We start from the raw sequence: 25,932 nt of genomic DNA on the forward strand, positions 1-25,932 counted from the left end.
ACGTATGTTAAAAAGTAAATATATTCTATTCGCTGTATTTCTGTTAGCGGCAGCTGGTGTATCGGCTCAGAAAGCAGAACGCGACTATATCCGTAAGGGAAACCGTCTGTTTAATGATAGCGTATTTGTTGATGCAGAGGTGAACTACCGAAAGGCCTTGGAAGCTAATCCCAAGTCTACGGTATCCATGTATAATCTAGGAAATACCCTTTCGCAACAGCAAAAGTTTCAGGATGCCATGGAACAATATGTATCGGCCAGCAAAATAGAAAAAGATAAAATGAAACTCGCCCATATTTACCACAATATGGGAGTAATTTTCCAGGCTGGTAAAGACTATGCCAAAGCTGTAGATGCATATAAAATGTCACTGCGTAATAATCCTACCGATCATGAAACCCGGTACAATTTGGCTCTCGCACAGAAAATGCTGAAAGACCAACAAAATCAGCAGAATCAAGATCAAAATCAGGACCAAAACAAAGATCAGCAAAAGCAAGATCAGAAACAAGACCAGAATAAAGACAAACAGAAGGATCAGAAACAAGATGAAAAGAAAGATCAGCAGCAACCACCGAAATCTGAAAAGAAACAAGACAATCAGATGTCGAAGGAGAATGCTGAACAATTACTGAATTCTGTCATGCAGGACGAGAAAGATGTGCAGGATAAAGTGAAGAAACAACAAAAAGTTATGCAAGGCGGTCGCTTGGAAAAAGATTGGTAATATAAAGTTGATGATATAAATTTCATAAGCAATGAAAAAACTGATTATTATATTGATGGCATTGATAGCATATAGCACTCATGCGTTTGCTGATAAGGTGTCTTTTACTGCTTCTGCTCCTGATGCAGTGGTAGTAGGCGAACAATTCAGGCTGTCGTATATTGTAACTACACAAAAAGTGAAAGATTTTCGGGCACCATCAATCAAAGGTTTTGATGTATTGATGGGTCCAAGCCGTTCACAACAAAGTAGTACTCAAATAGTGAATGGTAATGTTACATCTACTAGTAGTATTACATTTACATACATATTAATGGCTAATAATGCCGGAGAATACACAATACCCGGTGCCTCCATTGTTGCCGATGGTGACCAAATGGTGTCAAACTCAGTAAAGATTAAAGTATTGCCACAAGATCAAGGTGGCAATAACGGGCAAAATAATAGTAGTAGTGGTTCTATACATTCCTCATCTAGTACAAGTGTCTCTAATCAGGACCTTTTTATTATGGCAAGTGCCAGTAAAACAAATGTGTATGAACAGGAGGCTTTTGTCCTGACCTATAAAATATACACCAGAGAATCCAACTTACAACTTAATAATGCGAAATTGCCCGACTTTAAAGGTTTCCATTCTCAAGAAATAGAAATGACAACTAATGCAAGATGGACTCCGGAGCATTATCAGGGACGTAATTACTATACAACGGTTTATCGCCAGTTTGTTCTCTTCCCGCAACAATCAGGAAAGCTATATATTGATCCGGCACAGTTCCAGATGACTATCGGAAAACCTGTGCAATCAGATGATCCTTTTGATGCCTTCTTCAATGGAGGAAGTAATGTCATTGAAATTAAAAAAAATATTTCCACTCCTAAGATAGCAATAAATGTCAATCCGCTTCCTACGGGTAAACCTGCAGATTTTTCAGGTGGAGTGGGAGAGTTCAATATATCTTCTTCTATCAACAGTAAGGAACTGAAAACCAATGATGCTATTACTATTAAACTGGTAATATCCGGTACAGGTAACCTGAAGTTGATTTCTAATCCGGAAATTAAATTCCCGGATGATTTTGAAGTATATGATCCCAAAGTAGACAATCAAGTCAGATTAACCCGGGAAGGACTCACAGGCAATAAAATTATTGAATATTTGGCAATTCCGAGACATGCCGGAACATATAAGATTCCGGGAGTATCTTTCAGCTATTTTGATATTCGCTCCAAGTCTTACAAAACACTGAAAACAGAAGATTATGTAGTAAATGTTGAGAAAGGTGCAGGTAATGCGGATCAAGTAATTGCTAACTTCACGAATAAAGAGGACTTGAAAGTATTAGGTGAAGACATCCGTTATATCAAACAGAATGAAGTTACTCTCCAACCTAAAGGAAGTTTCTTCTATGGTTCAATGACATATTGGTTGTTCCTATATCATTCCGGCTCTTGCCTTTATTATTTTCTTCATTATTTATCGTAAACAAGCTGCTGAAAATGCAAATGTTGCTAAAATGCGTACGAAAAAAGCAAATAAAGTGGCAACGAAGCGAATGAAGCTTGCAGGAAAATTACTCTCCGAAAATAAAAAAGATGCTTTCTACGATGAGGTATTAAAGGCATTGTGGGGATATATAAGTGACAAACTGAATATTCCGGTATCTCGTTTATCTAAAGATAATATTGAAGAAAAACTAAGAAATCACGGAGTAAATGAGGAACTGATCAAAGAATTCCTGAACGCATTGAATGATTGTGAATTTGCCCGGTTTGCTCCAGGTGATGAGAATCAAGCTATGGATAAAGTTTATTCTTCTTCAATAGAAGTAATAAGCAAAATGGAGAATTCAATAAAACATTAACCCAGAAGAGATTATGTCATGAAAAAGATATTATTTTTTATATTATTATCAATGTCGCTTACTTGTTTCGGACAAGATTCGTTAAGCATTGATACTAGACAAACGAATGGAGTTGATTCTATCCACGCTTCGCATACCACATTTTCCAGTAATACACTGGAAGATGCAACAAAAGCTGAAGGAGATTCCGCATATATAAAAGAAGATTATGCAGCAGCTATTCAGATATATGAAGCATTACTGAAAAATGGAGAAGCTGCCGATGTCTATTACAATCTGGGAAATAGTTATTATAAAATAGGGGAGATAGCGAAAGCTGTTTTAAATTATGAGCGTGCTCTGCTATTACAACCAGGAAATGGTGACATCCGTGCTAATCTTGAAGTGGCACGTGCAAAAACAATAGACAAGGTTGAACCTGTTCCTGAAGTGTTCTTTGTATCATGGATCAAGTCTCTGACAAATAGTATGAGTGTAGATGCATGGGCCACATGGGGGATTGTCTCCTTTATTCTATTGATTATCGCTCTCTATTTCTTTATATTCTCCAAACAGATTATGTTAAAGAAAATAGGATTCATATCAGGACTCATTTTGCTGATTGTCACCATTTGCTCTAATCTTTTTGCTTCGCAACAAAAAGAACATTTGGTTAATCGAAGTGAGGCGATAGTAATGAATCCGAGTGTAACAGTACGGAGTACTCCAAGCGAAAGTGGGACTAGCTTGTTTATTCTCCATGAAGGGAGAAAGGTAAGTGTCAAAGACAACTCCATGAAAGAATGGAAAGAAATTCGACTGGAAGATGGAAAAGTCGGGTGGGTACCAGCTTCTGCTATCGAGGTGATATAAAGGTCATTAATAGATTTTATATATTCAAGAAAAAAAGATAAGCAAATAATTTGTTTTATCTTTTTTTTTGCTTAAGTTTATAGCGTGATAAAAAAATCACATAGTATTAACCATTAAATTTATGAGACATGAGAACAATAACGTTTAATGAACTTCGTAAAATTAAAGATTCATTGCCTAGCGGTAGCATGCATAGAATAGCAGACGAACTTGGTTTGCACGTAGATACAGTGCGAAACTTCTTCGGAGGACACAATTTCAAGGAGGGAAAAAGCGTCGGAATACATCTCGAGCCCGGTCCAGATGGTGGGCTTGTAATGTTGGATGACACGACCGTTCTTGATCGGGCTTTAAAAATCCTAGATGAATTGAATATGAGTATGCAAAAAGAACAGGCTACCGAATCTGTGCAAGTTTAAAATATAACAAACTGAATCCCAATTGAATCAAACAATTGGGATTTCTTATTTGTTTTCACCTTATAAAATGTACATTTATGGAAGACAAATTAGTAACCCTGGCCATTCTGACATACACCAAAGCGCAGATCTTAAAGAATGTCTTGGAAAATGAAGGTATAGAAACCTACATTCATAACGTTAATCAAATACAACCGGTTGTTTCATCGGGAGTGCGTTTAAGAATTAAAGAAAGCGATTTGCCACGTGCTTTAAAAATAACAGAAAGTTCTACATGGCTGTCTGAAAGTATAGTGGGAGAGAAGGAGCCCAAAGTGAAAGATAAATCAAATAAGATTTTAATTCCTGTCGACTTCTCTAATTATTCGATGAAAGCATGTGAATTTGCATTTAACCTGGCAAAAATAGAAAATGCGGAAGTCATCCTGTTGCATGTCTATTTTACGCCTATATATGCTTCGTCGTTGCCTTATGGAGATGTTTTCAATTACCAGATTGGAGATGAAGAATCTGTAAAAACGATTATCCAAAAAGTCCATTCTGATCTCAATGCTTTATCAGAGAAGATAAAAGAAAAAGTTGCATCAGGCGAATTTCCCAACGTTAAATATAGCTGCATCTTACGTGAAGGTATTCCAGAGGAGGAAATCTTAAGATATGCCAAAGAACAGCGTCCTATGGTTATCATTATGGGTACCCGAGGTAAAAATCAGAAAGACATTGATTTAATTGGCAGTGTAACCGCTGAAGTTATTGACAGAAGTCGCACGACTGTATTGGCTATTCCAGAAAATACACCATTCAAACAGTTTAGTGAAGCAAAACGGATTGCCTTTATTACCAATTTTGATCAAAGAGATCTAATTGCTTTCGAGGCATTCTTTAATACTTGGAAATCATTCCATTTTTCTGTATCTTTGATACACCTTACAGATTCTAAAGACACCTGGAATGAAATAAAACTGGCAGGTATAAAAGAATATTTTCACAAGCAATATCCGGGGCTTGAAATTCATTATGACGTAGTGATGAATGATAATTTATTAAAGGGACTTGATCAGTATATCAAAGATAATCATATAGATATAATCACTTTGACTTCTTACAAAAGGAATATATTTGCTCGATTATTTAATCCAAGTATTGCCAGAAAAATGGTTTTTCATTCAGATACACCATTGCTTGTTATTAACAGCTGATCAGATCAGGCAAAAAATAAGCGTCCAAGATTAGGGAATAATTAATATTATGTTTAATAGAAAAAGGAGTAATATAATGACCTTACTCCTTTTTCTATTTTTATTTAAATGAAGAAAATTATCTGTTCCACTCAAGTCCATATCAAATATAAGATTTTTCAATTACTACTTTAAATTATATGAATAAAAAAGAAGACTACTATTTCTAGTAGCCTTCTTATATTTTTTCAGAAAACGATCTTACTTCATCATCTTATCGATTTCTTCGAATTCAGGTCCCATATTCAAGTTATAGTAAACTCTGTAAAGACCTTGCAACCATAAATCTTGTTGATCGGGTTTCAAAGCTCTGGCTTTTTCATAGAATGGTTTAGCTTCTTCGTAGAATTTCTTAACCACAGCCTGTGCTTCAGCATACTTAGGATCATTGATGTCCGTTGTTGCTTTATCAGCATAATCCTGTGCTTTCATCAAATATACCAAACCTACATTAGAGTATGCTTCTGCATATTCCGGATCAGCAGCAATAGCTTTTTTGTAGTATTCGATTGCATTATCATATTCTTTCATATTATGATAAAGATATGCTTTTACATACAAATACAACTTGTTATTAGGATCATTAGCTAACATTCTATCAGCAAACTCCATAGCTTTAGAAGCTTGATTAGAACTATTATAATAATCAACCAAATTAGCGAAGAAATAATCATTTCCAGGGAACTTAAGGATGCCCTCTTCCAAAGACTTAATCCATGCAGCAGTATCCCCTTTAGCCTTGTAAGCATCAGCCATCAACTGCATTGCAAATTTGCCACCATCTTTATCAGATAAAGCCATAGGAGCATATTTGATAATTGCATCTTTATCACCCACTCTATCAGCAGCTAATGTTGCGTAATAAGCAATTTGCGGAATAAGAGTATCATTTTTAGCCAATTCTTTATCAGCTAACATCGGATAAGAAGCTGACTCCACATAGGTTGCAAAAAACTTCAAAGCTTCTTTATTCTTGTCCAGATTGAAATACTGAATACCACCATTAATCAAATTTGGACGTTCAGCCAACATACTGGAAGCATTAGCCTTCCGATATTTGTTTTTAACTTTTCCCTTTTCATTAGGTATTTCCGCTAATTCATCACACTTATTATAGTACTCATACATTTTCAAAATACTATTGTATACTTTCAATGTATCATACGGCTTTTTCAAAAAAGCATTTTTCATTTGCTCCTCGTTGATACGTCTCTGAATAAATCCAGCAACGTCCCATGTGTCAGCAAGATCCTTCGTTTCAGGATTCTTCATAGCTTCCTTAATAAGCTGTTCAGCCTGCTTAAAATTAGGTTTTACGTCATTAGCCATACTCTTTGCTTCCTTTACATTCTTCATTTGTGCGAATGAGAAGCTAACAGCCATCAATAAAACCATCGAAAATAATACTCTTTTCATGATTGTTGTTTGATTAATTATTAATATTATGTCTATTCCTCAATTTCGTTATTGCTTTCGTTTTCATTTACGTCCGCTACATCATCAATATCAGGAGCATCAGCATTCGGATCACTCACGATTGTACCCTCTGCCTCTTCTGCCGGAATTTCATCTTCAAGACTTTCTGTCATAACCTTACATACCGAACCAATCTGGTCGTTACGTTTTTCAAGATTTATCAGACGAACGCCTTGAGTAGCACGGCCCATTATACGAACATCCGCTACCTTCAAACGAATAGTGATACCAGACTTATTGATAATCATCAAGTCATTTTCATCGGTTACTGATTTGATTGTTACCAACTTACCTGTCTTTTCGGTAATATTCATGGTCTTCACACCCTTACCTCCACGGTTCGTTTTACGATAGTCCTCAATTTCAGAACGTTTACCATATCCTTGTTCAGAAACTACCATTACAGATTCTGTCTCCAAATCTTTAATACAAATCATTCCTATTACTTCATCCTGACCATCATTATCCAACGTAATACCACGTACACCTGTTGCTGTACGTCCCATTACACGAACTGCTGCCTCATGGAAACGAATTGCACGTCCATTGCGGTTTGCAATGATGATTTCATTATTTCCATTCGTCATACGAACTTCAATTACGCTATCATCTTCACGGATAGTTATAGCATTTACACCATTCTGACGGGGACGAGAATACTGTTCAAGCAATGTCTTCTTTATTACACCTTTCTTAGTACAGAATAATACATAGTGACTATTGATGAACTCTGAATCCTCTAAACTCTTCACACGCAAGTATGCAGTTACATTATCATCTGAATCAATATTCAACAAGTTCTGAATAGCACGGCCCTTAGAATTCTTCGTTCCTTCAGGTATTTCATATACTTTCAACCAATAACACTTACCCTTTTGTGTAAAGAACATCATGGTATTGTGCATAGTAGCAGGATAAATATGCTCAACAAAGTCTTCATCACGGGTTTCCGTTCCTTTCGAACCTACTCCACCACGATTTTGTGCACGGAATTCGGTCAATGGTGTACGTTTAATATACCCCATATGAGAAATTGTAATAATCATCTGATCATCTGCATAGAAGTCTTCCGGATTAAATTCCTCTGAAGAATAAACAATTTCAGAACGACGTACATCTCCATATTTCGCTTTAACTTCTAACAATTCCTCTTTCATTACCTGACGGCATACTTCCTCATCAGCCAGAATACTTTCCAAATAAGCTATTTGCTTCATTATTTCTTCGTATTCTGCATGAAGTTGATCCTGCATCAGACCAGTTAACTGACGCAAACGCATTTCTACAATTGCGCGAGCCTGAATTTCTGTCAGGTTAAATCGCTCAATCAAGCCTGTTATAGCATCATTCGGAGTTTTTGCAGCACGAATGATACGAATTACTTCATCAATATTATCCGAAGCAATGATCAAACCTTCAAGAATGTGCGCACGCTCTTTCGCCTTACGAAGATCGAACTGAGTACGACGAATAACAACTTCGTGTCTATGCTCAATGAAATATTTAATTAAATCTCTTAGATTCAACGTTTTTGGACGTCCATGAACCAAAGCCACATTGTTAACACCAAAAGAGGTCTGCAAAGCTGTCATTTTATAGAGTTTATTCAACACTACACTTGCATTTGCATCACGTTTTATGTCAATAACAATACGCATACCATCACGGTCAGACTCATCGTTGGCATTTGAGATACCTTCTATCTTCTTATCATTTACAAGATCAGCAATATATTTAATCAGTTCGGCCTTATTTACATTATAAGGAATCTCTGTTATTACGATCTTGTCATGTGTTTGTCCGCTTTCAATTTCAGCTTTCGCACGCATAATTACACGTCCGCGACCTGTCAAATATGCTTCGCGTACCCCACTCACACCATATATATATCCGCCAGTAGGGAAATCCGGTGCTTTGACAAATTCCATCAGTTCCTCTACCGTAATTTCCGGATTATCAATATATGCATCACATGCTTCAATCACTTCCGAAAGATTATGAGGAGGCATATTGGTAGCCATACCAACAGCAATACCGGATGCTCCGTTCACCAAAAGGTTCGGGATACGCGTCGGCATCACCTTAGGTTCCACCAGTGTATTATCAAAGTTAGGTTCAAAATCAACGGTTTCCTTATACAGGTCATCCATCATTGCTTCACCCAACTTATTAAGACGAGCTTCTGTATAACGCATAGCAGCAGGGCTATCACCATCCACAGAACCAAAGTTCCCCTGTCCATCTACCAAAGGATAACGCATTGCCCATTCCTGCGCCATACGTACCATTGCAAAATAGACAGAAGAATCCCCATGAGGATGATACTTACCAAGTACCTCACCCACGATTCTCGCTGACTTTTTATAAGGTTTGTCTGAAGTATTGCCTAATTCCATCATTCCGTATAAAATTCTACGGTGAACAGGCTTAAATCCATCTCTAACATCCGGAAGGGCACGCGAAACGATGACCGACATGGAGTAGTCAATGTACGATGACTTCATTTCCTCCTCGATGTTAATCTTTATAATTCTGTCTTGTTCAAGCATTTAAAATGATTATTAATTATACATTCTACGGTTTGTGAAAAACCACGCTAAAGTACTACTTTTCCCCGATATACGAAAGTTTTTAGAAAGAAAGTTTTATCATGACCGGGACGATAACCCACTAAACTTTAAAATACGAAAATAAAAAGATAAAAACGATAAATATAATATGGAAAGATAAATAACATCGGCAAAAAAGAGCCTGTTATTTGTTATACCTTATATATATAATACAAATACACTGTTTTTATGGCACGCCATTTGTAGATATAAGAAATAAAGCAAATATTGCAATACAAACTTGATTAAATGCGTATATTTGCCAGTGAATAACCCTTAGAAGAAGAGGAAAAAAGTATGAATAATCAATTCTCACAAAGAGTTTCCGACATTATCGTCTATAGTAAGGAAGAAGCGAATCGGTTGAGAAGTAGGTATATAGGTCCCGAACACCTGCTTCTGGGAATACTCCGTGACGGTGAAGGAAAAGCTATCGAGATATTGTCTAAACTCAACACCAATTTGGCTGCTATAAAGCAACAGATTGAAGCTCAGCTGAAGGCAGAAGCTGATGATATGTTATTGCCTGATGCAGAGGTACCGTTATCTAATGATGCGGCAAAAATATTAAAAATGTGTATTTTAGAAGCTCGTGGAATGAAAAGTAACATCGCTGATACAGAACATGTATTATTGGCTATTTTAAGAGAAAAAAACAATATGGCGGCTTCCGTACTTGAAGCAAACGATATAAACTATGTGAAAGTACTGGAGCAAGCTACATTGCAGCCGGATATCAATTCCGGTATGGGCTTTTCGGAAGACGATGAGGATGACGAAGAAATGTCTTCTCCTCGTTCCGGCAGAGGTGGTTCGGATGAACGCCAACAGGCGCAAACCGCTTCCAAGAAGCCGTCTAATGATACGCCGGTACTTGACAATTTTGGTACTGACATGACAAAAGCGGCAGAAGAAGGGCGGTTGGATCCTGTCGTGGGCAGAGAAAGAGAAATCGAACGTTTAGCGCAGATCTTAAGTCGGCGCAAAAAGAATAACCCGATTCTGATTGGTGAACCCGGTGTAGGAAAATCAGCGATTGTTGAAGGCCTTGCATTGAGAATCATTCAGAAAAAGGTTTCACGTATCCTGTTTGATAAACGAGTCGTTGCTCTTGACATGACTGCTGTTGTAGCGGGAACAAAGTATCGTGGACAATTTGAAGAACGTATCCGTTCCATTCTCAATGAATTGCAGAAGAATCCGAATGTTATATTATTCATTGATGAAATTCACACGATTGTTGGTGCAGGCTCTGCAGCAGGTTCTATGGATGCTGCCAATATGTTAAAACCAGCATTGGCAAGAGGAGAAATACAATGTATCGGTGCCACCACTCTTGATGAATATCGTAAGAATATTGAGAAAGATGGCGCTTTGGAACGCCGTTTCCAGAAAGTAATCGTAGAACCGACTACTGCTGCCGAAACTCTGCAGATTTTGCGTAATATCAAGGATAAGTATGAAGATCATCACAATGTGTATTATACGGATGAAGCATTGGAAGCATGTGTCAAGCTGACAGACCGCTATATCACAGATCGTAATTTCCCTGATAAAGCCATTGATGCTTTAGATGAAGCCGGCTCACGTGTACATCTTACTAATGTCAATGTACCCAAAGAGATAGAAGAACAGGAAAAACTGATCGAAGAAGCTAAAAATAAGAAAAATGAAGCTGTAAAATCGCAGAATTTTGAACTTGCAGCTAGCTTCCGCGATAAGGAAAAAGAGCTTTCTATCCAATTGGATGAGATGAAAAAAGAATGGGAAGCCAATCTAAAAGAAAACAGGCAAACTGTTGATGCAGAAGAAATTGCCAATGTTATCTCAATGATGTCAGGCATTCCAGTACAACGAATGGCACAGGCTGAAGGCATCAAGTTAGCAGGTATGAAAGAAGATTTGCAAGCTAAAGTCATCGCACAAGACACAGCGATAGAAAAGTTGGTCAAAGCCATTTTGCGAAGCCGTGTAGGACTCAAAGACCCCAATAAGCCCATTGGCACGTTTATGTTCTTAGGTCCGACAGGAGTTGGTAAAACTCACTTAGCAAAAGAATTGGCCAAGTATATGTTCGGTTCTGCCGATGCACTGATTCGTATCGATATGAGTGAATATATGGAAAAGTTCACTGTTTCACGTTTGGTTGGAGCACCTCCAGGATACGTAGGATATGAAGAAGGTGGCCAGCTGACAGAAAAAGTGCGCCGTAAACCATACTCTATTGTATTGCTTGATGAAATAGAAAAAGCACATCCGGATGTATTCAATATCCTGCTTCAGGTAATGGATGAGGGTCGTCTGACTGACAGTTATGGCAGAATGGTAGATTTCAAAAATACCGTTATTATCATGACTTCCAATATCGGAACCCGCCAGCTGAAAGAATTTGGACGTGGTGTCGGTTTTGCGACACAAAGTCGCCTGGATGATAAAGAATTCTCGCGAAGTGTAATACAAAAAGCTCTAAACAAATCATTCGCGCCTGAATTCATCAATCGTGTAGATGAGATTATCACGTTTGATCAACTTTCTATGGAAGCGATAACAAAGATTATAGATATAGAGTTAAAAGGATTGTACAATAGAATAGAATCTATTGGTTACAAGCTTGTTATTGAAGATAAGGCGAAAGAATTCATCGCTAGCAAGGGATATGACGTACAATATGGCGCCCGTCCTTTGAAACGCGCAATTCAAACCTATCTGGAGGATGGTTTATCCGAGCTCATCATTTCCTCGTCTTTAAAAGAGGGAGATACTATTCAAGTAACCCTTAATGAAGAAAAAGGCGAATTGGAGATGAAAGTTGTTTCTCCGGAATAGAGTTATTTCCTGAATAAGAAAATAATTTTATATGCCATAATGTCAGACCTTCGGGTCTGGCATTTTTTTTGTCTCTATATGGACAAACATCAATTAAAATTAATCAATAGATAAACTAAAAAATATACGTATTATGCAAAAAGGTAATATTGGGGTTACAACAGAAAACATTTTCCCTATCATTAAAAAGTTTTTGTACAGTGACCATGAGATTTTTCTGCGCGAGTTAGTATCCAATGCGGTAGATGCCACTCAGAAGTTGAATACGCTTGCTTCTATTGGCGAATTCAAAGGTGAACTGGGTGACTTAACTGTTCACGTTGAATTAGGCAAAGATACTATTACCATTTCTGACCGTGGTATCGGTTTGACTGCAGAAGAAATAGAGAAGTACATCAATCAAATAGCTTTCTCCGGAGCTAATGACTTCCTGGAGAAGTATAAGAACGACGCAAATGCCATTATCGGACATTTCGGACTTGGCTTCTACTCTGCCTTTATGGTTGCAAAGAAAGTGGAGATCATCACTAAATCATACAGAGACGATGCAAAAGCCGTAAAATGGACTTGTGATGGCAGCCCTGAATTCACTATTGAAGAAATAGAAAAAGCCGACCGTGGATCAGATATCATCTTATACATTGATGATGACTGCAAAGAATTCCTCGAAGAAGCACGTATCTCCGAACTTCTGAAGAAATATTGCAGCTTCCTTCCTGTTCCTATTGCATTTGGAAAAAAGAAAGAATGGAAAGACGGCAAACAGGTAGAAACGGCTGAAGATAATATAATCAATGATACCACTCCTTTGTGGACACGCAAGCCTAGCGAACTTTCGGATGAAGATTACAAATCATTCTATAGCAAGCTATATCCGATGTCTGATGAACCACTCTTCTGGATTCACCTGAATGTGGATTATCCATTCCATCTGACTGGTATCCTCTACTTCCCGAAGGTAAAGAGCAATATTGAATTAAATAAGAACAAGATTCAGTTATATTGCAATCAAGTATATGTAACAGACTCTGTTGAAGGCATTGTGCCGGACTTCCTGACTTTGTTACATGGAGTAATAGATTCTCCGGATATTCCGTTGAACGTTTCCCGTTCATACTTGCAAAGCGACTCAAACGTGAAGAAGATTTCAACTTATATCACCAAGAAAGTTTCCGACCGTTTGCAGTCTATATTCAAGAATGATCGTAAGCAGTTTGAAGAAAAGTGGAATGACTTGAAAATATTTATCAATTATGGAATGCTCACACAAGAGGATTTCTATGATAAAGCGCAAAAATTCGCCCTTTTCACCGATACAAATGACAAGCATTACACATTCGATGAATATCAGACCCTTATTAAAGATAACCAGACAGACAAAGATGGAAATCTAATCTATCTGTATGCAAATAACAAGGACGAACAATACAGCTATATTGAAGCTGCAACCAACAAAGGCTACAATGTCTTACTCATGGATGGCCAGTTAGATGTAGCTATGGTAAGTATGTTGGAGCAAAAGCTTGAGAAATCCCGTTTCACCCGTGTAGACAGTGATGTTGTTGACAATCTGATTGTAAAAGAAGACAAGAAAGGTGAAACTCTGGAAGCCAACAAACAAGATGCAATCACAACAGCCTTCAAGAGCCAATTGCCTAAAATGGATAAGGTTGAATTCAATGTGATGACGCAGGCGTTGGGAGAAAATTCGGCTCCGGTCATGATTACTCAAAGCGAATATATGCGTCGTATGAAAGAAATGGCGAATATTCAAGCCGGAATGAGCTTCTACGGCGAAATGCCTGACATGTTCAATCTGATCCTGAATTCAGACCACAAGTTGATAAAACAAGTATTGAATGAAGAAGAGAATGCCTGTCAAGCAGAAGTAGCTCCGATACTCTCCGAAATGGATAACGTCAACAAACAACGTAATGAGTTGAAAGACAAACAGAAGGATAAAAAAGAAGAAGACATCCCGACAGCTGAAAAAGATGAATTAAACGATCTCGACAAGAAGTGGGATGATCTGAAAAGCAAGAAAGAAGCTATCTTTATCGGCTATGCAAGCAATAACAAAGTTATCCGCCAGCTTATCGATCTGGCCTTACTTCAAAACAATATGTTAAGAGGTGAAGCTTTGAATAACTTCGTAAAACGTAGCATTGAGCTGATTTAATATCGCCCCTTTAAACATAACACATACTTCAAGAAAGAGCATTCAACGTTAAATACACGTTGTAATGCTCTTTTTCAATTTAAAACGATCGGCAAAATATCGATTAATTGAAAAGTATTGTATATATTTGAACACTTAATAGACAAAAAATTCAATTGTTTGATTTGGGTTATGAGAAAGATTTTTTTAGTGTTCATTACTTTATGGCTGATTATTCCGGCTATCCATGCCCAAAAAGTAGGACTTGTATTAAGCGGTGGTGGCGCCAAAGGAATGACACACATTGGTATCATTCGCGCATTGGAAGAAAATAACATCCCTATTGACTACATTGCAGGTACTTCCATGGGAGCTATTATCGGCTCTTTGTATGCTATGGGGTATTCTCCTGATGACATGGTAGAACTGCTCAAATCGGAGGACTTTAAACGATGGTATTCCGGAGAGGTGGAAGAGAAATATGTATACCATTTCAAAAAGAATCTTCCCACTCCCGAATTTTTCAATATTCGTTTTTCATTCAAAGATTCACTGAAGAGTTTAAAACCTCAATTCCTGCCTACCAGTGTTGTCAACCCGATTCAAATGAATCTCGTATTTGTTGACCTATATGCACGTGCTACGGCCGCTTGTAAGGGAGATTTTGATAAACTTTTTGTTCCTTTCCGTTGCATTGCGTCCGATGTGTACAATAAAAAACAGTTAGTCATGAAGGAAGGAGATTTAGGAGATGCCGTCAGAGCTTCCATGAGCTTCCCTTTCATGTTTAAACCCATTGAAATAGACAATGTACTGGCCTACGATGGAGGTATCTATAATAACTTTCCCACGGACGTCATGAGAGATGATTTCCATCCGGATGTCATTATAGGAAGCGTTGTATCCACCAATCCCACTAAACCCAAGGAAAATGACCTCATGAGTCAAATTGAGAATATGGTGATGCAGAAAACCGATTATTCTATTCCGGACTCTATGGGGATTTTAATGACGTTCAAATATGACAATGTCAACTTGATGGATTTTCAACGCATCGACGAATTACATGATATAGGATATAATCGAACCATCAGCATGATGGATTCTATCAAAAGCCGTATCCATCGGCGTGTGAATCTGGACAATATTCGTTTAAGGAGAATGGTATACCGTAGTAATTTCCCGGAACTACGTTTTAAAAATATCATCATTGATGGAGCTAATCCACAACAACAAGCATATATAAAGAAAGAATTTCATAAGTCAGATAACAAAGAATTTACCTATGAAGATTTAAAACAAGGTTATTTTCGATTGCTATCAGATAAAATGATTTCAGAAATCATACCGCATGCAATTTATAATCCGGAAGATGACACCTATGATCTGCATTTAAAAGTCAAACTGGAAAACAACTTTGCTGTACGGCTGGGAGGTAACATATCCACCTCTAATTCGAATCAGATCTACCTGGGACTTAGTTATCAGGACTTAAACTACTATGCCAAAGAGTTTATTCTTGACGGACAGCTTGGAAAGGTATATAACAACGTGCAATTTATGGCAAAAATAGACTTTGCCACTGCCATTCCTACCTCTTACCGTCTCATAGGTTCGATCAGCACTTTCGACTATTTTAAAAAGGACAAACTTTTTTCGCGAAATAACAAACCAGCCTTTAACCAAAAAGACGAACGTTTCTTGAAATTACAGGTTGGATTACCTTTCCTTTCGAGCAAACGAGCAGAGTTTGGAGTAGGAATTGCAAGAATAGAGGATAAATATTTTCAAAAAAGTGTCATTGACTTTGGAAATGACAAATTTGATAAAAGCCGCTATGATTTGTTCGGTGGATCAATTAGTTTTAATGGAAGTACCCTTAATTCCAAACAATATCCTACACGTGGATACAGAGAAGCCCTTGTAGCCCAGATTTTCGTTGGAAAAGAACGATTCTATCCGGGCGAAGGAAGTACGACCAGTAACAACAAAGATCATCACTCCTGGCTGCAATTATCTTATATGAAAGAGAAATATCATAATATGAGTGAACATTGGGTTTTAGGATGGTATTTGAAAGCCCTGTATGCCTCCAAAAACTTCTCCGAGAACTATACGGCAACAATGATGCAAGCCGGAGAGTTTTCCCCTACATTACATAGCAAATTGACCTACAATGAAGCCTTTCGTGCCAATCAATTTGTCGGAGCCGGCATTCGGCCTATTTACCGTTTAAGCCAGATGTTCCATCTCCGGGGAGAATTCTATGGTTTTATGCCTATTTATCCAATCGAAAAAAACTCGTTGAATAAAGCATATTACGGAAAAGCTTTCTCCAAGTTTGAATATTTAGGAGAAATTTCTGTTGTATGTCAATTGCCTTTTGGAGATATCTCTGCATATGTAAATCATTATAGCTCACCGAAAAGGGAGTGGAATGTCGGACTAAGTATAGGTTTACAACTATTCAATTATCGGTTCATAGAATAATTTTCTACAAAAAAAGTCGGTGAAAAGCTTGCTAATTCGGGAAAAGTCCGTATCTTTGCACCCGTTAAAACAAAATAACGGTCGCGTAGCTCAACTGAATAGAGTAGCTGACTACGGATCAGCCGGTTACAGGTTTGAATCCTGTCGCGATCACTTTTTTGAATTAACAGAATGGCCGCGTAGCTCAACTGAATAGAGTAGCTGACTACGGATCAGCCGGTTACAGGTTTGAATCCTGTCGCGGTCACTGAAAAATTTACAAGCTATATTATTTGAGGTCGCGTAGCTCAACTGAATAGAGTAGCTGACTACGGATCAGCCGGTTACAGGTTTGAATCCTGTCGCGATCACGAAATCCTCTGCATTTGATGCGGAGGATTTTTATTTTCCCCCATTTCATCGAAGAAATTAGCTATAACTAAACTAAAAGATTCAAAAGTCAGCCATTATAAACAAGCAATACATCCCCTCATATCCCTTGTTTTCAATACCCTCTTCACCTTCACCTTTCTTCCGGGCTCCCTACAAATAAGTCGTTTACGGGTGAAGGGCAACTCTTACACAGCCTTTTCACCTTGTTTGGAAATGAAATATGTCAATGGCTATTAGAATTCTTATCAAGCCCTCAAATAGCTATGCTTTAGATAGGCTAAAGCGTAGCTTTCCGTTCCCTAAAACTATGCTTTAGAAAGGTGAAAAACCTGTATCAAAAAACGTAATTAATAAGAAATATACCTCTTTCACAATAGACAGCGGCCGTTTTAAAATAAATCATAGGCTGATTTAAAATAAATATCCCAATGATTGAATTCAATCATTGGGATATTTATTTTAAACACTTAGATGTTTATTATAAATTCCTCGCTGAAGAAGCATTAGCATTTAATATTCAACTCATTCAAAACCTTGCGTATTGCCTCAAATGTGGTAATACGAGTAGGAACCAGTGGCAACCGAAGTTTATTCTCGATCATACCCATGGCATTCAACATTGATTTTACTCCTGCCGGATTTCCATCAACAAACAATAAATTGAATAATTCCGTGAATCGATGGTGAATGGTTAATGCATTGGCAAAATCTCCTTGAAGCGCCAGGCGCGTCATACGGCTAAATTCACGAGGAAAAGCATTACCGATTACTGAAATCACACCAACGGCTCCCAATGTAATAAGCGGAAAGGTTATACCATCATCTCCGGAGATTACATTGAAATTTTCCGGTTTATTTTTAATAATATCATCCATTTGCGTAATATTGCCGGATGCTTCTTTAATAGCAACTACATTCTTAAAATCACGGGCAATCCGCAAAGTAGTTTCAGCAGTCATATTTACCCCCGTACGTCCCGGAACATTATACAATACGATGGGGAGCTCCGTAGCTTCCGCAATCGCTTTATAATGCTGATAAATACCTTCTTGAGAAGGTTTGTTATAATACGGCACAACAGACAATATAGCATCAACTCCTGTGAAATCATCGTTTTTCAATGTTTCTACAATAGCACGAGTATTATTACCACCTACACCCAACAGAATAGGAATTCTTCCGTTAACGCGGTCAATTACCATCTTTTTTATAGTTTTCTTTTCTTCCTCGGTCAGAGTCGGTGTTTCAGCTGTAGTCCCCAGCACACACAAGAAATCCGCATTATTCTGTAATAGATAGTCCACCATACGCATCAACGCGTCATAGTCAACGCTCTCATCCTCTTTGAAAGGAGTAATCAGTGCTACCCCCATTCCTTTCAATTTAGTCTGTATCATGAGTTTTAATTATAATCTCTAATTTATTTAGCCGCAAAAGTACGAATATTTTTCTTATCTTACGATATAAGTTTCAGAAATTCGTCTTCGCTTAATATGGTTATTCCAAGTTTTTTTGCTTTTTCAAGCTTTGCAGGTCCCATATTGTCCCCAGCCAGTATAAAACTTGTTTTCGCAGAAATGCTTCCTACATTTTTTCCTCCATTTTTCTCGATAAGCTCTTTATATTCGTCACGTGAATGATGGACAAACACACCGCTGATAACGATAGACTGTCCCGCTAACTTATCCGTATATCCTTTTAAATCTTCCTCGGTACGATAAAGCTGTAGTCCGGCCTCCTTTAGCTTGCTAACTAACTCACGATTAGACTCATTCGCAAAATATGCAAGTATACTCTGGGCTATTTTTTCTCCGATTTCATCGATACTTACCAATTTTTCTAGATCTGCCTGTTGCAAATCATCTATATTCTCAAACGATTTTGCTATCTTTTTGGCCACAGTCTCACCAACAAAGCGAATTCCCAAAGCAAAAATAACACGTTCGAAAGGAACGGTTTTGCTTTGTGCAATCCCCGTTATAATGTTCTCCGCCGATTTTTCTCCCATACGATCCAAACCTTTGATATCATCAGCTGTGAGTTTATATAAGTCGGCCGTATTTTTAATTAATCCCAAACGATAGAACATATCCACAGTTTCCGGTCCCAATCCATCAATATTCATAGCCTTTCGACTAATAAAATGCTCGATTTTGCCTTTGATTTGAGGAGGACACGCTGTTTCATTAGGGCAATAATGAGCGGCTTCCCCTTCATACCTGACTAATTTACTACCACATTCAGGACAATTGACGATGAATCGAACCTTCTCCCCAAGCATAAAACTACGTGCATCTTTATCTACCCCCGTAATCTTAGGAATAATTTCACCACCTTTTTCCACATAAACCATGTCTCCGATATGCAAATCAAGTCCTTCGATGATATCCGCATTATGTAAGGATGCACGTTTTACGACAGTTCCCGAAAGCTGTACAGGGTCCAGATTAGCTACCGGAGTGACTGCCCCGGTTCTTCCTACCTGATAGGTCACCTTATTCAATCGGGTCAATGCACGTTCTGCCTGAAATTTATAGGCAATAGCCCATCGGGGAGACTTAGCCGTAAAACCCAAATTTTTCTGTTGTCTCAAACTGTTCACCTTTAAAACAATCCCGTCTGTGGCAACCGGTAGATTTTTACGTTCTACATCCCAATAGTTGATAAATTCAAAGACCTCCTCCAATGTCTGGCACTTACGCGTCAAATCAGAGATTTTAAAGCCCCATTTTGCCGCTTCCTGAAGATTTTCATAATGTCCGTCACAAGGCAGATTATCTCCCAATAAATAATATAAATAAGCATCCAGCTTGCGAGAAGCTACAATAGAAGAGTTCTGCAACTTCAATGTACCGGACGCCGCATTTCTCGGATTGGCAAAAAGCGGTTCTTCACGCGCCTCTTTTTCCCGGTTCAACTCTTCAAACACTTCCCATGGCATAAGAATTTCCCCACGTATCTCAAAAGAAGCGGGATAATTATCACCATGTAATACAAGCGGAATAGAACGGATTGTTTTCACATTATCCGTCACATCATCGCCTTTTTCTCCATCTCCACGGGTGACGGCACGAACCAACTTCCCATTTTCATAGGTCAACGAAATAGAAGTACCGTCATATTTCATTTCACAACAAATCTCAAAATCCTCATTTAGCGCTTTACGGACACGATCGTAGAAGTCCGTCACTTCCGCTTCCGAATATGTATTTGCCAATGACAGCATAGGATATTTATGGGCCACTTGCGTAAAATTCTTGTTCAAGTCGCTCCCCACGCGCATAGTGGGTGAATTTTCATCTTTATATTCCGGATGTGCTTGTTCCAGATCCTGAAGTTCACGCATCTTATCGTCAAACTCTTTATCCGAGATTTCAGGAGCATTCAACACATAATAATTATAATTATGCCGATGAAGTTCGGCACGCAATTCCTCTATTTTTTCTTTTATATCCATATTTCTTCGATTGTTTAAGGCAAAAATACATGTTTATCTTTGAATATTTGTACTTTTGCGAAAAATTAAAAGATTATGCGCATTGATATTATAACAGTTTTACCCGAAATGATTGAAGGTTTCTTCAATTGTTCTATCATGAAACGAGCTCAAGATAAAGGACTTGCAGAAATACACATTCACAATTTACGTGATTACACCGAAGATAAATATCGCCGTGTCGATGATTATCCTTTTGGAGGATTTGCCGGAATGGTGATGAAAATAGAACCTATCGAACGCTGCATCAATGCTCTAAAGGCAGAACGTGACTACGATGAAGTTATCTTCACGACCCCTGACGGAGAACAATTCAACCAACCGATGGCCAACACACTCTCTCTGGCACAGAATCTCATTATTCTTTGCGGACACTTTAAAGGCATTGATTACCGTATTCGCGAACATCTGATTACCAAAGAAATCAGTATCGGCGATTATGTATTAACAGGAGGAGAACTGGCGGCAGCAGTGATGGCAGATGCTATCGTACGTATCATTCCCGGAGTCATTTCCGATGAACAATCCGCACTTTCCGATTCTTTCCAGGATAATTTGCTGGCAGCACCTGTATATACACGACCTGCTGATTATAAAGGCTGGAAAGTTCCCGATATTCTATTATCCGGGCATGAAGCAAAGATCAAAGAATGGGAACTGCAACAGTCCCTGGAACGCACCAGAAAACTTCGTCCCGACCTATTAGGGGAGTAAAATAAAGTGTAAATAAAAACGACGATGAAGATTACGTAAATCCTCACCGTCGTTTTTATTTTGTCTTCAATCTAAAGATTCTATCCGTAGACAATTCCTCTAAACACGAACTTCTTTTTCATCTGCTATTACCTGCCTGTTTATCCTTTCTCTATTTAAAAGAGAAATAGCATTTTTCTTGCAGACTTAATGCGAAGGGTTATTGTATGTTTTCAATTATACCTCAAGCGCACCAATTATTTCCTTTACAGACTTACATCCGTGTCTTTCTAGGTAATTATTTATACCATCTTCCACTTTAATAGTAACAGCAGGATCTATGAAATTTGCCGTACCAATCTGGATGGCTGTCGCACCTGCAAGCATGAATTCAACAGCATCCTTCCAATCCATAATACCTCCCAATCCAATGACAGGAATATTTACCGCATTGGCAACTTGCCATACCATACGTAATGCGATAGGTTTTACGGCTGCTCCCGACATTCCGCCTGTTATAGTTGACAAAATAGGACGTTTACGTTCCGCATCAATCGCCATACCCAGCAATGTATTGATTAATGACACGCTATCCGCACCACTTTCTTCTGCTGCGCGAGCTATTTCAGTGATGTCCGTAACGTTTGGGGAGAGTTTTACGATAAGTGTCTTTTTGTAAGCTGAACGCACTGCTTTTACTACTTCTGATGCCCCTTTTGCTGACACACCAAAAGCCATACCACCTTGCTTTACATTAGGGCAAGAGATGTTTAGTTCTATAGCAGGAATTTTGTCAAGTTCATTAATGATTTCAGCTGTTTTTACATAATCTTCGATGGCAGATCCCGAAACGTTTACAATCATATTCGTTTGGATGTCTTTTATACGGGGATATATATGCTCCACAAAGTAATCAACACCCTTATTTTGCAGTCCCACAGCGTTTAACATCCCAGAAGGAGTCTCTGCCATACGCGGATAAGGGTTTCCTTCACGTTTGTGAAGAGTAGTTCCTTTTACAATAATACCGCCTATTCGCGCTATATCAATGAAGTCGGAGAACTCTTCACCATATCCAAATGTACCAGATGCTGTCATCACCGGGTTTTTCATTTGTAATTCACCAATGTTTACACTTAAATCTGCCATAGTAGTTTATTTATATTAAAAACAGGACCTTCTTTACATACACACAAATGACCTTCTGTCGTATTTTCCACACAACATAAGCATGCTCCGATACCACAAGCCATTGTATTTTCCAAAGATACTTCACATTCTATCTGATTACTTTTGGCATATTTTGCCACAGCCACCATCATCGGTTTGGGACCACAAGTGTAAATCTGCTCAAATCGTACCTTATTTAATATAGAATGTTGGGTAACATATCCTTTTTCTCCATGGCTACCATCTTCCGTAGTAGTATATACCTCTCCATATTTGGCAAACTCTTCCAGCTGCAACAGATCTTTGTCGCTACGGGCACCTAACAGGAACGTAGGTTTATGGCCTTTTTTAGCCAACTGCTCACCTAAATAAAGCATAGGGGCTGTTCCGACACCTCCACCAACTAATAAGAGCTTATCAGAAGCCTCCAGAGGCATTGTATATGCATTTCCCAACGGAAGCACTACATTTATTGTTTCACCGGGATTAACCTCTGCCAAACGTCTTGTTCCATCACCAACCAGCTGGATCAGAAACCATACCTCATTTCGCTGTTTATCTACAAAGTTAATAGAAATGGGACGTCGTAAAAATGTAGTAGGCGAACCGTCCACCCGGAGTTCGGCAAACTGCCCAGGTAACATTTCGGGCAGTAATGACTGAGAGGTCAATTTTAGCAATACATAGTTTGCATTCAATCTGATATTCTCAGTCACTGTCAGATCTAAAATAAATTTCTTCATGTATGGATATAAAAGTATAAATTCGTATTCCGGATGCAAAGATACAGGAAATTGCTCAAACCACCGATTTTACTCTTCATTTTTCAGGTCGAAACGTCTCATAGGTGTTATCATCGAAAAATATTCTTATTTCCGTGATTTTCCTGGCAGGCTTTTCTATATACCTAATCTCTTGTTTTACAATCTCTTTGGGGGAATTTTCGGCGTTTCTTAACGGCATTTCCTTGCGATTTTCCGGAAGAGTCGGCTCTTTGGACGGATTTACGGGATTCTCGTCGAATAAAGAAGGCAGGTAATCGTGGTTAGAAGAAGAAAAGGAAGTTCCTTCTTCAGACACCATCATTTCGCCTTTTACCATAAAGCAACCATTCAAGATTTACATAGTCATACTTTTGATGAACCTTCATAACGACCTCTAAGCTGGGTTTATTCCGATCGTTTAAAATATGAGAGAGAGTAGATTGTTGCACTCCAATTGTTTCAGCAAAAACTCTAGGAGGAACTTTTTCTCTTTCCATTATCATTCTGATTCTGTCTTTTATTTCCATACTACCTTCTTTATATTACAATTGTATGTGTTATGTATCTATTTCACAAAAATACGCACGATCTCATTGATTATACAAAGGTAAATATTTAGATTCACAAAAAGCAAATTACAAATATAAAAATATTGATATTACAAAAGTATAGAGTATTATACAAATCGAATATTACGCTTGTATATAGAATAAAACGAGCTATTATAAATATATAGTTTCAGTTTAACTATAAAATGCAAAATACAGATATACAGCTAAATATATAATATAAATAAACCTCAAATAGGAGTATTCACAAATATACATACCACATAGAGAAGACTTTTATAGTACAAATTGACATAATAAACTATATAACGCTGGATTACAATAAGATAATAGATATAAAAGCATTTGTTAATGCCCCAACAACTACATTTGTATATCAGGTATTATTTTTGTAAATACACAAATATATTATTGTAAACACTAACCATTGATCACATTTGGAATATGTTCACATAAATATATTACACATTTGTAATTACATATATACACAAAAGTAAATATTGATAGTTGCAAAAGCAATAAAAGGAAGGGAGCCACTCATACTTTACCAATGTATATTGCTATTTTTTTCTAATCATCCTTTACAATCTTCTCTAAAAGAAAATCCTTGCAATATTTCCGTACCGATCTCCACTTATTTATTTTTTTTCAATTCTAGGAGGTTCATTTTTAGCATAAATAAATGAAAGACAAAGACTTACCACTATAATTCATATTCTATTTTTCTATTAAACTAGAAAAAATAGGCTTATAGTAATCAAATATACTCCTGGATTATCAAAATGACACTAATGGATGATTTTAGAGAAAAGAAAAAATCTCCATTCTCACTATAAAACGATACCTTTAAAATCCAAAATGCTTTTTGATAAACTCAAGAATAAGTTAATTTTTCTCGTTTAAAAATTAAAGCTCCTATTTAAAAGAAAAAGTTTCCTTGAAGGTAGATCAATACAAAATTCTAAAAATAGACTTTTGTGTAGTTCGTTAAATGGGTAAATCTATAAAACTATAAAAGGAGTAAATCTATTTGTAAAATAATCACTGGTATTGTGAAAGTCTTTTTTATAATGGAAGTAATTGCGGGAATACCAAAAAAGACATATACTTCCCGTTTCTATCTACGGTAAAAGTATATGTCTGATTATATAGGTAATTCTTAATCCTACTTAATGCAAAATTTTGAACACTAATTCACGAAGAATATCTCCATCTGTCATAGAACTATTTTGGACTCCTTTGGATTTTGCATCAGCATATCGTATTTCTCCAACAATTTGCATGGTCTTTACTCCGCTATATTTTCGCATTGCTACCATATAATCCCGAGCCTGCCAAGGAGTTCTTAACCCTAGCATATTTGCAATCCCTTGCTCTGATTTATCCGGTGCATAATAAGCCAACATTAGGTTGGAGTAAAAGCTGAATAATAAAGACAGCGTCATTTGGATCGGATTAGTTTTCGGATTTTCCTCAAAATATTTTATTATCTTATTTGCTTTCAATATATCCTTTTCCACTAAAGCACTGCGCAATTCAAAGTTATTATAATCTTTGCTTATGCCTATGTTTTTTTCTATCTGTTCAGGAGTTACGCGTTTTTGTCCGGCAGGTAAAGTGATAATCAACTTTTCAAGCTCTCCGGTCAGACGACTCAAATCTGAACCTACAAAATCAGCAAGCATAGCAGTTGCTTTAGGTTCCATATCAACTCCTTTCCGTTTCATATATGAAGCTATAAAACCGGGGAGTTGTGCATCCTTTATTTTTTTAGATTCAAACAGCACACCAACTTTGTCCACCTCGGCAGCCAGCTTCTTTCTACGATCCAACGTTCCATGCTTATGGCATATCACTAAAATGGTGGAAAGCAAAGGCTTTTGAAGATAATACGACAACTCTTCCATATTACGTACCGCCTGCGCTTCCTTTACTACTACTACTTGGTGTTCCGACATCATGGGATAACGCTTTGCAGCATTTATAATCGTTGCCACATCCACATCAGCCCCATACACAACAGTCAGGTTGAATTCTTTTTCCGTCTCACTCAACACATTATCCGTTATGTAATCTGCAATCAAGTCGATATAATACGACTCTTCTCCCATCAGGTAATAGATAGGGCGATACTGCTTTGCTCTCAGTTCCTTGAGGATGTCATCACAGGTCAGTTCTTGTTTTGCCATATATAATTTTCAGAAAGACCGG

Annotated in this window: 15 protein-coding genes, 3 tRNA genes and 2 pseudogenes; 12 read left to right on the top strand and 8 right to left on the bottom strand. The window is 37.7% G+C overall.

Annotation, left to right across the window (positions count from 1 at the left end; all coding sequences use genetic code 11):
• Positions 1-4 precede the first annotated feature (4 nt).
• The 5 genes and pseudogenes from NXX38_RS18755 (at position 5) to NXX38_RS18775 (ending at position 5,059) form a co-directional block, all read left to right on the top strand.
• Positions 5-727, top strand: a complete 723-nt coding sequence (locus NXX38_RS18755; protein ID WP_004295972.1) for a tetratricopeptide repeat protein — start codon at positions 5-7, stop codon at positions 725-727.
• A gap of 31 nt (positions 728-758) precedes the next feature.
• Positions 759-2,589, top strand: a pseudogene (locus NXX38_RS18760) (BatD family protein).
• Between the two features lie 18 nt (positions 2,590-2,607).
• Positions 2,608-3,441, top strand: a complete 834-nt coding sequence (locus NXX38_RS18765) for a tetratricopeptide repeat protein (protein WP_074559635.1) — start codon at positions 2,608-2,610, stop codon at positions 3,439-3,441.
• Between the two features lie 128 nt (positions 3,442-3,569).
• Complete coding sequence (locus NXX38_RS18770; RefSeq protein ID WP_004295969.1) at positions 3,570-3,860, top strand: hypothetical protein; 291 nt, start codon at positions 3,570-3,572, stop codon at positions 3,858-3,860.
• A gap of 77 nt (positions 3,861-3,937) precedes the next feature.
• Positions 3,938-5,059, top strand: coding sequence for a universal stress protein (locus NXX38_RS18775; RefSeq protein ID WP_148366689.1), 1,122 nt, complete (start codon positions 3,938-3,940; stop codon positions 5,057-5,059).
• A gap of 240 nt (positions 5,060-5,299) precedes the next feature.
• Here the strand turns inward: NXX38_RS18775 and NXX38_RS18780 are convergent, their stop codons facing one another.
• Both NXX38_RS18780 and gyrA read right to left on the bottom strand, forming a co-directional pair.
• A complete protein-coding gene (locus tag NXX38_RS18780) occupies positions 5,300-6,514 on the bottom strand; it encodes a M48 family metallopeptidase (RefSeq protein WP_074559631.1) in 1,215 nt (404 codons plus the stop codon).
• A 32-nt stretch (positions 6,515-6,546) separates the two neighbouring features.
• Entirely contained in the window at positions 6,547-9,123 is a 2,577-nt protein-coding gene (gene gyrA / locus NXX38_RS18785; protein WP_148366682.1) for a DNA gyrase subunit A, read from the bottom strand.
• Between the two features lie 357 nt (positions 9,124-9,480).
• Here gyrA and NXX38_RS18790 point away from each other — a divergent pair, with 357 nt between their 5' ends.
• The 6 genes from NXX38_RS18790 (at position 9,481) to NXX38_RS18815 (ending at position 17,007) form a co-directional block, all read left to right on the top strand.
• Positions 9,481-12,009 (top strand): ATP-dependent Clp protease ATP-binding subunit, encoded by a 2,529-nt coding sequence (locus NXX38_RS18790; protein WP_195650134.1) that lies wholly within the window; start codon positions 9,481-9,483, stop codon positions 12,007-12,009.
• Positions 12,010-12,142: 133 nt separating this feature from the next.
• Positions 12,143-14,188: a molecular chaperone HtpG gene (htpG, locus tag NXX38_RS18795; protein ID WP_148366680.1), complete on the top strand. Its 2,046-nt coding sequence runs from the start codon at positions 12,143-12,145 to the stop codon at positions 14,186-14,188.
• A 171-nt stretch (positions 14,189-14,359) separates the two neighbouring features.
• A complete protein-coding gene (locus NXX38_RS18800; RefSeq protein WP_167511855.1) occupies positions 14,360-16,657 on the top strand; it encodes a patatin-like phospholipase family protein in 2,298 nt (765 codons plus the stop codon).
• A 79-nt stretch (positions 16,658-16,736) separates the two neighbouring features.
• Positions 16,737-16,810: transfer RNA gene (locus NXX38_RS18805), tRNA-Arg, on the top strand.
• Between the two features lie 20 nt (positions 16,811-16,830).
• Positions 16,831-16,904: transfer RNA gene (locus NXX38_RS18810), tRNA-Arg, on the top strand.
• Between the two features lie 29 nt (positions 16,905-16,933).
• Positions 16,934-17,007: transfer RNA gene (locus NXX38_RS18815), tRNA-Arg, on the top strand.
• A gap of 525 nt (positions 17,008-17,532) precedes the next feature.
• On the opposite strand, the gene dapA is transcribed toward NXX38_RS18815, so the two are convergent.
• The gene (gene dapA, locus NXX38_RS18820) at positions 17,533-18,426 is read right to left on the bottom strand and encodes a 4-hydroxy-tetrahydrodipicolinate synthase (RefSeq protein WP_004303039.1); all 894 of its coding nucleotides are present in this window, start codon (positions 18,424-18,426) and stop codon (positions 17,533-17,535) included.
• 59 nt (positions 18,427-18,485) lie between these two features.
• The gene (ligA, locus tag NXX38_RS18825; RefSeq protein WP_148366679.1) at positions 18,486-20,486 is read right to left on the bottom strand and encodes an NAD-dependent DNA ligase LigA; all 2,001 of its coding nucleotides are present in this window, start codon (positions 20,484-20,486) and stop codon (positions 18,486-18,488) included.
• Positions 20,487-20,561: 75 nt separating this feature from the next.
• Between ligA and trmD the strand changes: the two genes are divergently transcribed.
• Positions 20,562-21,239, top strand: a complete 678-nt coding sequence (trmD, locus tag NXX38_RS18830) for a tRNA (guanosine(37)-N1)-methyltransferase TrmD (RefSeq protein ID WP_004295953.1) — start codon at positions 20,562-20,564, stop codon at positions 21,237-21,239.
• 216 nt (positions 21,240-21,455) lie between these two features.
• On the opposite strand, the gene NXX38_RS18835 is transcribed toward trmD, so the two are convergent.
• The 4 genes and pseudogenes from NXX38_RS18835 to holA form a co-directional block, all read right to left on the bottom strand.
• Positions 21,456-22,367: a dihydroorotate dehydrogenase gene (locus NXX38_RS18835; RefSeq protein WP_148366677.1), complete on the bottom strand. Its 912-nt coding sequence runs from the start codon at positions 22,365-22,367 to the stop codon at positions 21,456-21,458.
• Positions 22,355-23,131: a dihydroorotate dehydrogenase electron transfer subunit gene (locus NXX38_RS18840; RefSeq protein WP_004295951.1), complete on the bottom strand. Its 777-nt coding sequence runs from the start codon at positions 23,129-23,131 to the stop codon at positions 22,355-22,357. The genes NXX38_RS18835 and NXX38_RS18840 overlap by 13 nt, the downstream gene beginning before the upstream one ends.
• 76 nt (positions 23,132-23,207) lie before the next feature.
• A pseudogene (locus tag NXX38_RS18845) lies at positions 23,208-23,679 on the bottom strand (helix-turn-helix domain-containing protein).
• Between the two features lie 1,211 nt (positions 23,680-24,890).
• Positions 24,891-25,910: a DNA polymerase III subunit delta gene (gene holA, locus NXX38_RS18850; RefSeq protein WP_074558529.1), complete on the bottom strand. Its 1,020-nt coding sequence runs from the start codon at positions 25,908-25,910 to the stop codon at positions 24,891-24,893.
• Positions 25,911-25,932: the final 22 nt, after the last annotated feature.

This window comes from Bacteroides sp. BFG-637, from assembly GCF_024793605.1.
GTDB lineage: Bacteria > Bacteroidota > Bacteroidia > Bacteroidales > Bacteroidaceae > Bacteroides > Bacteroides vicugnae.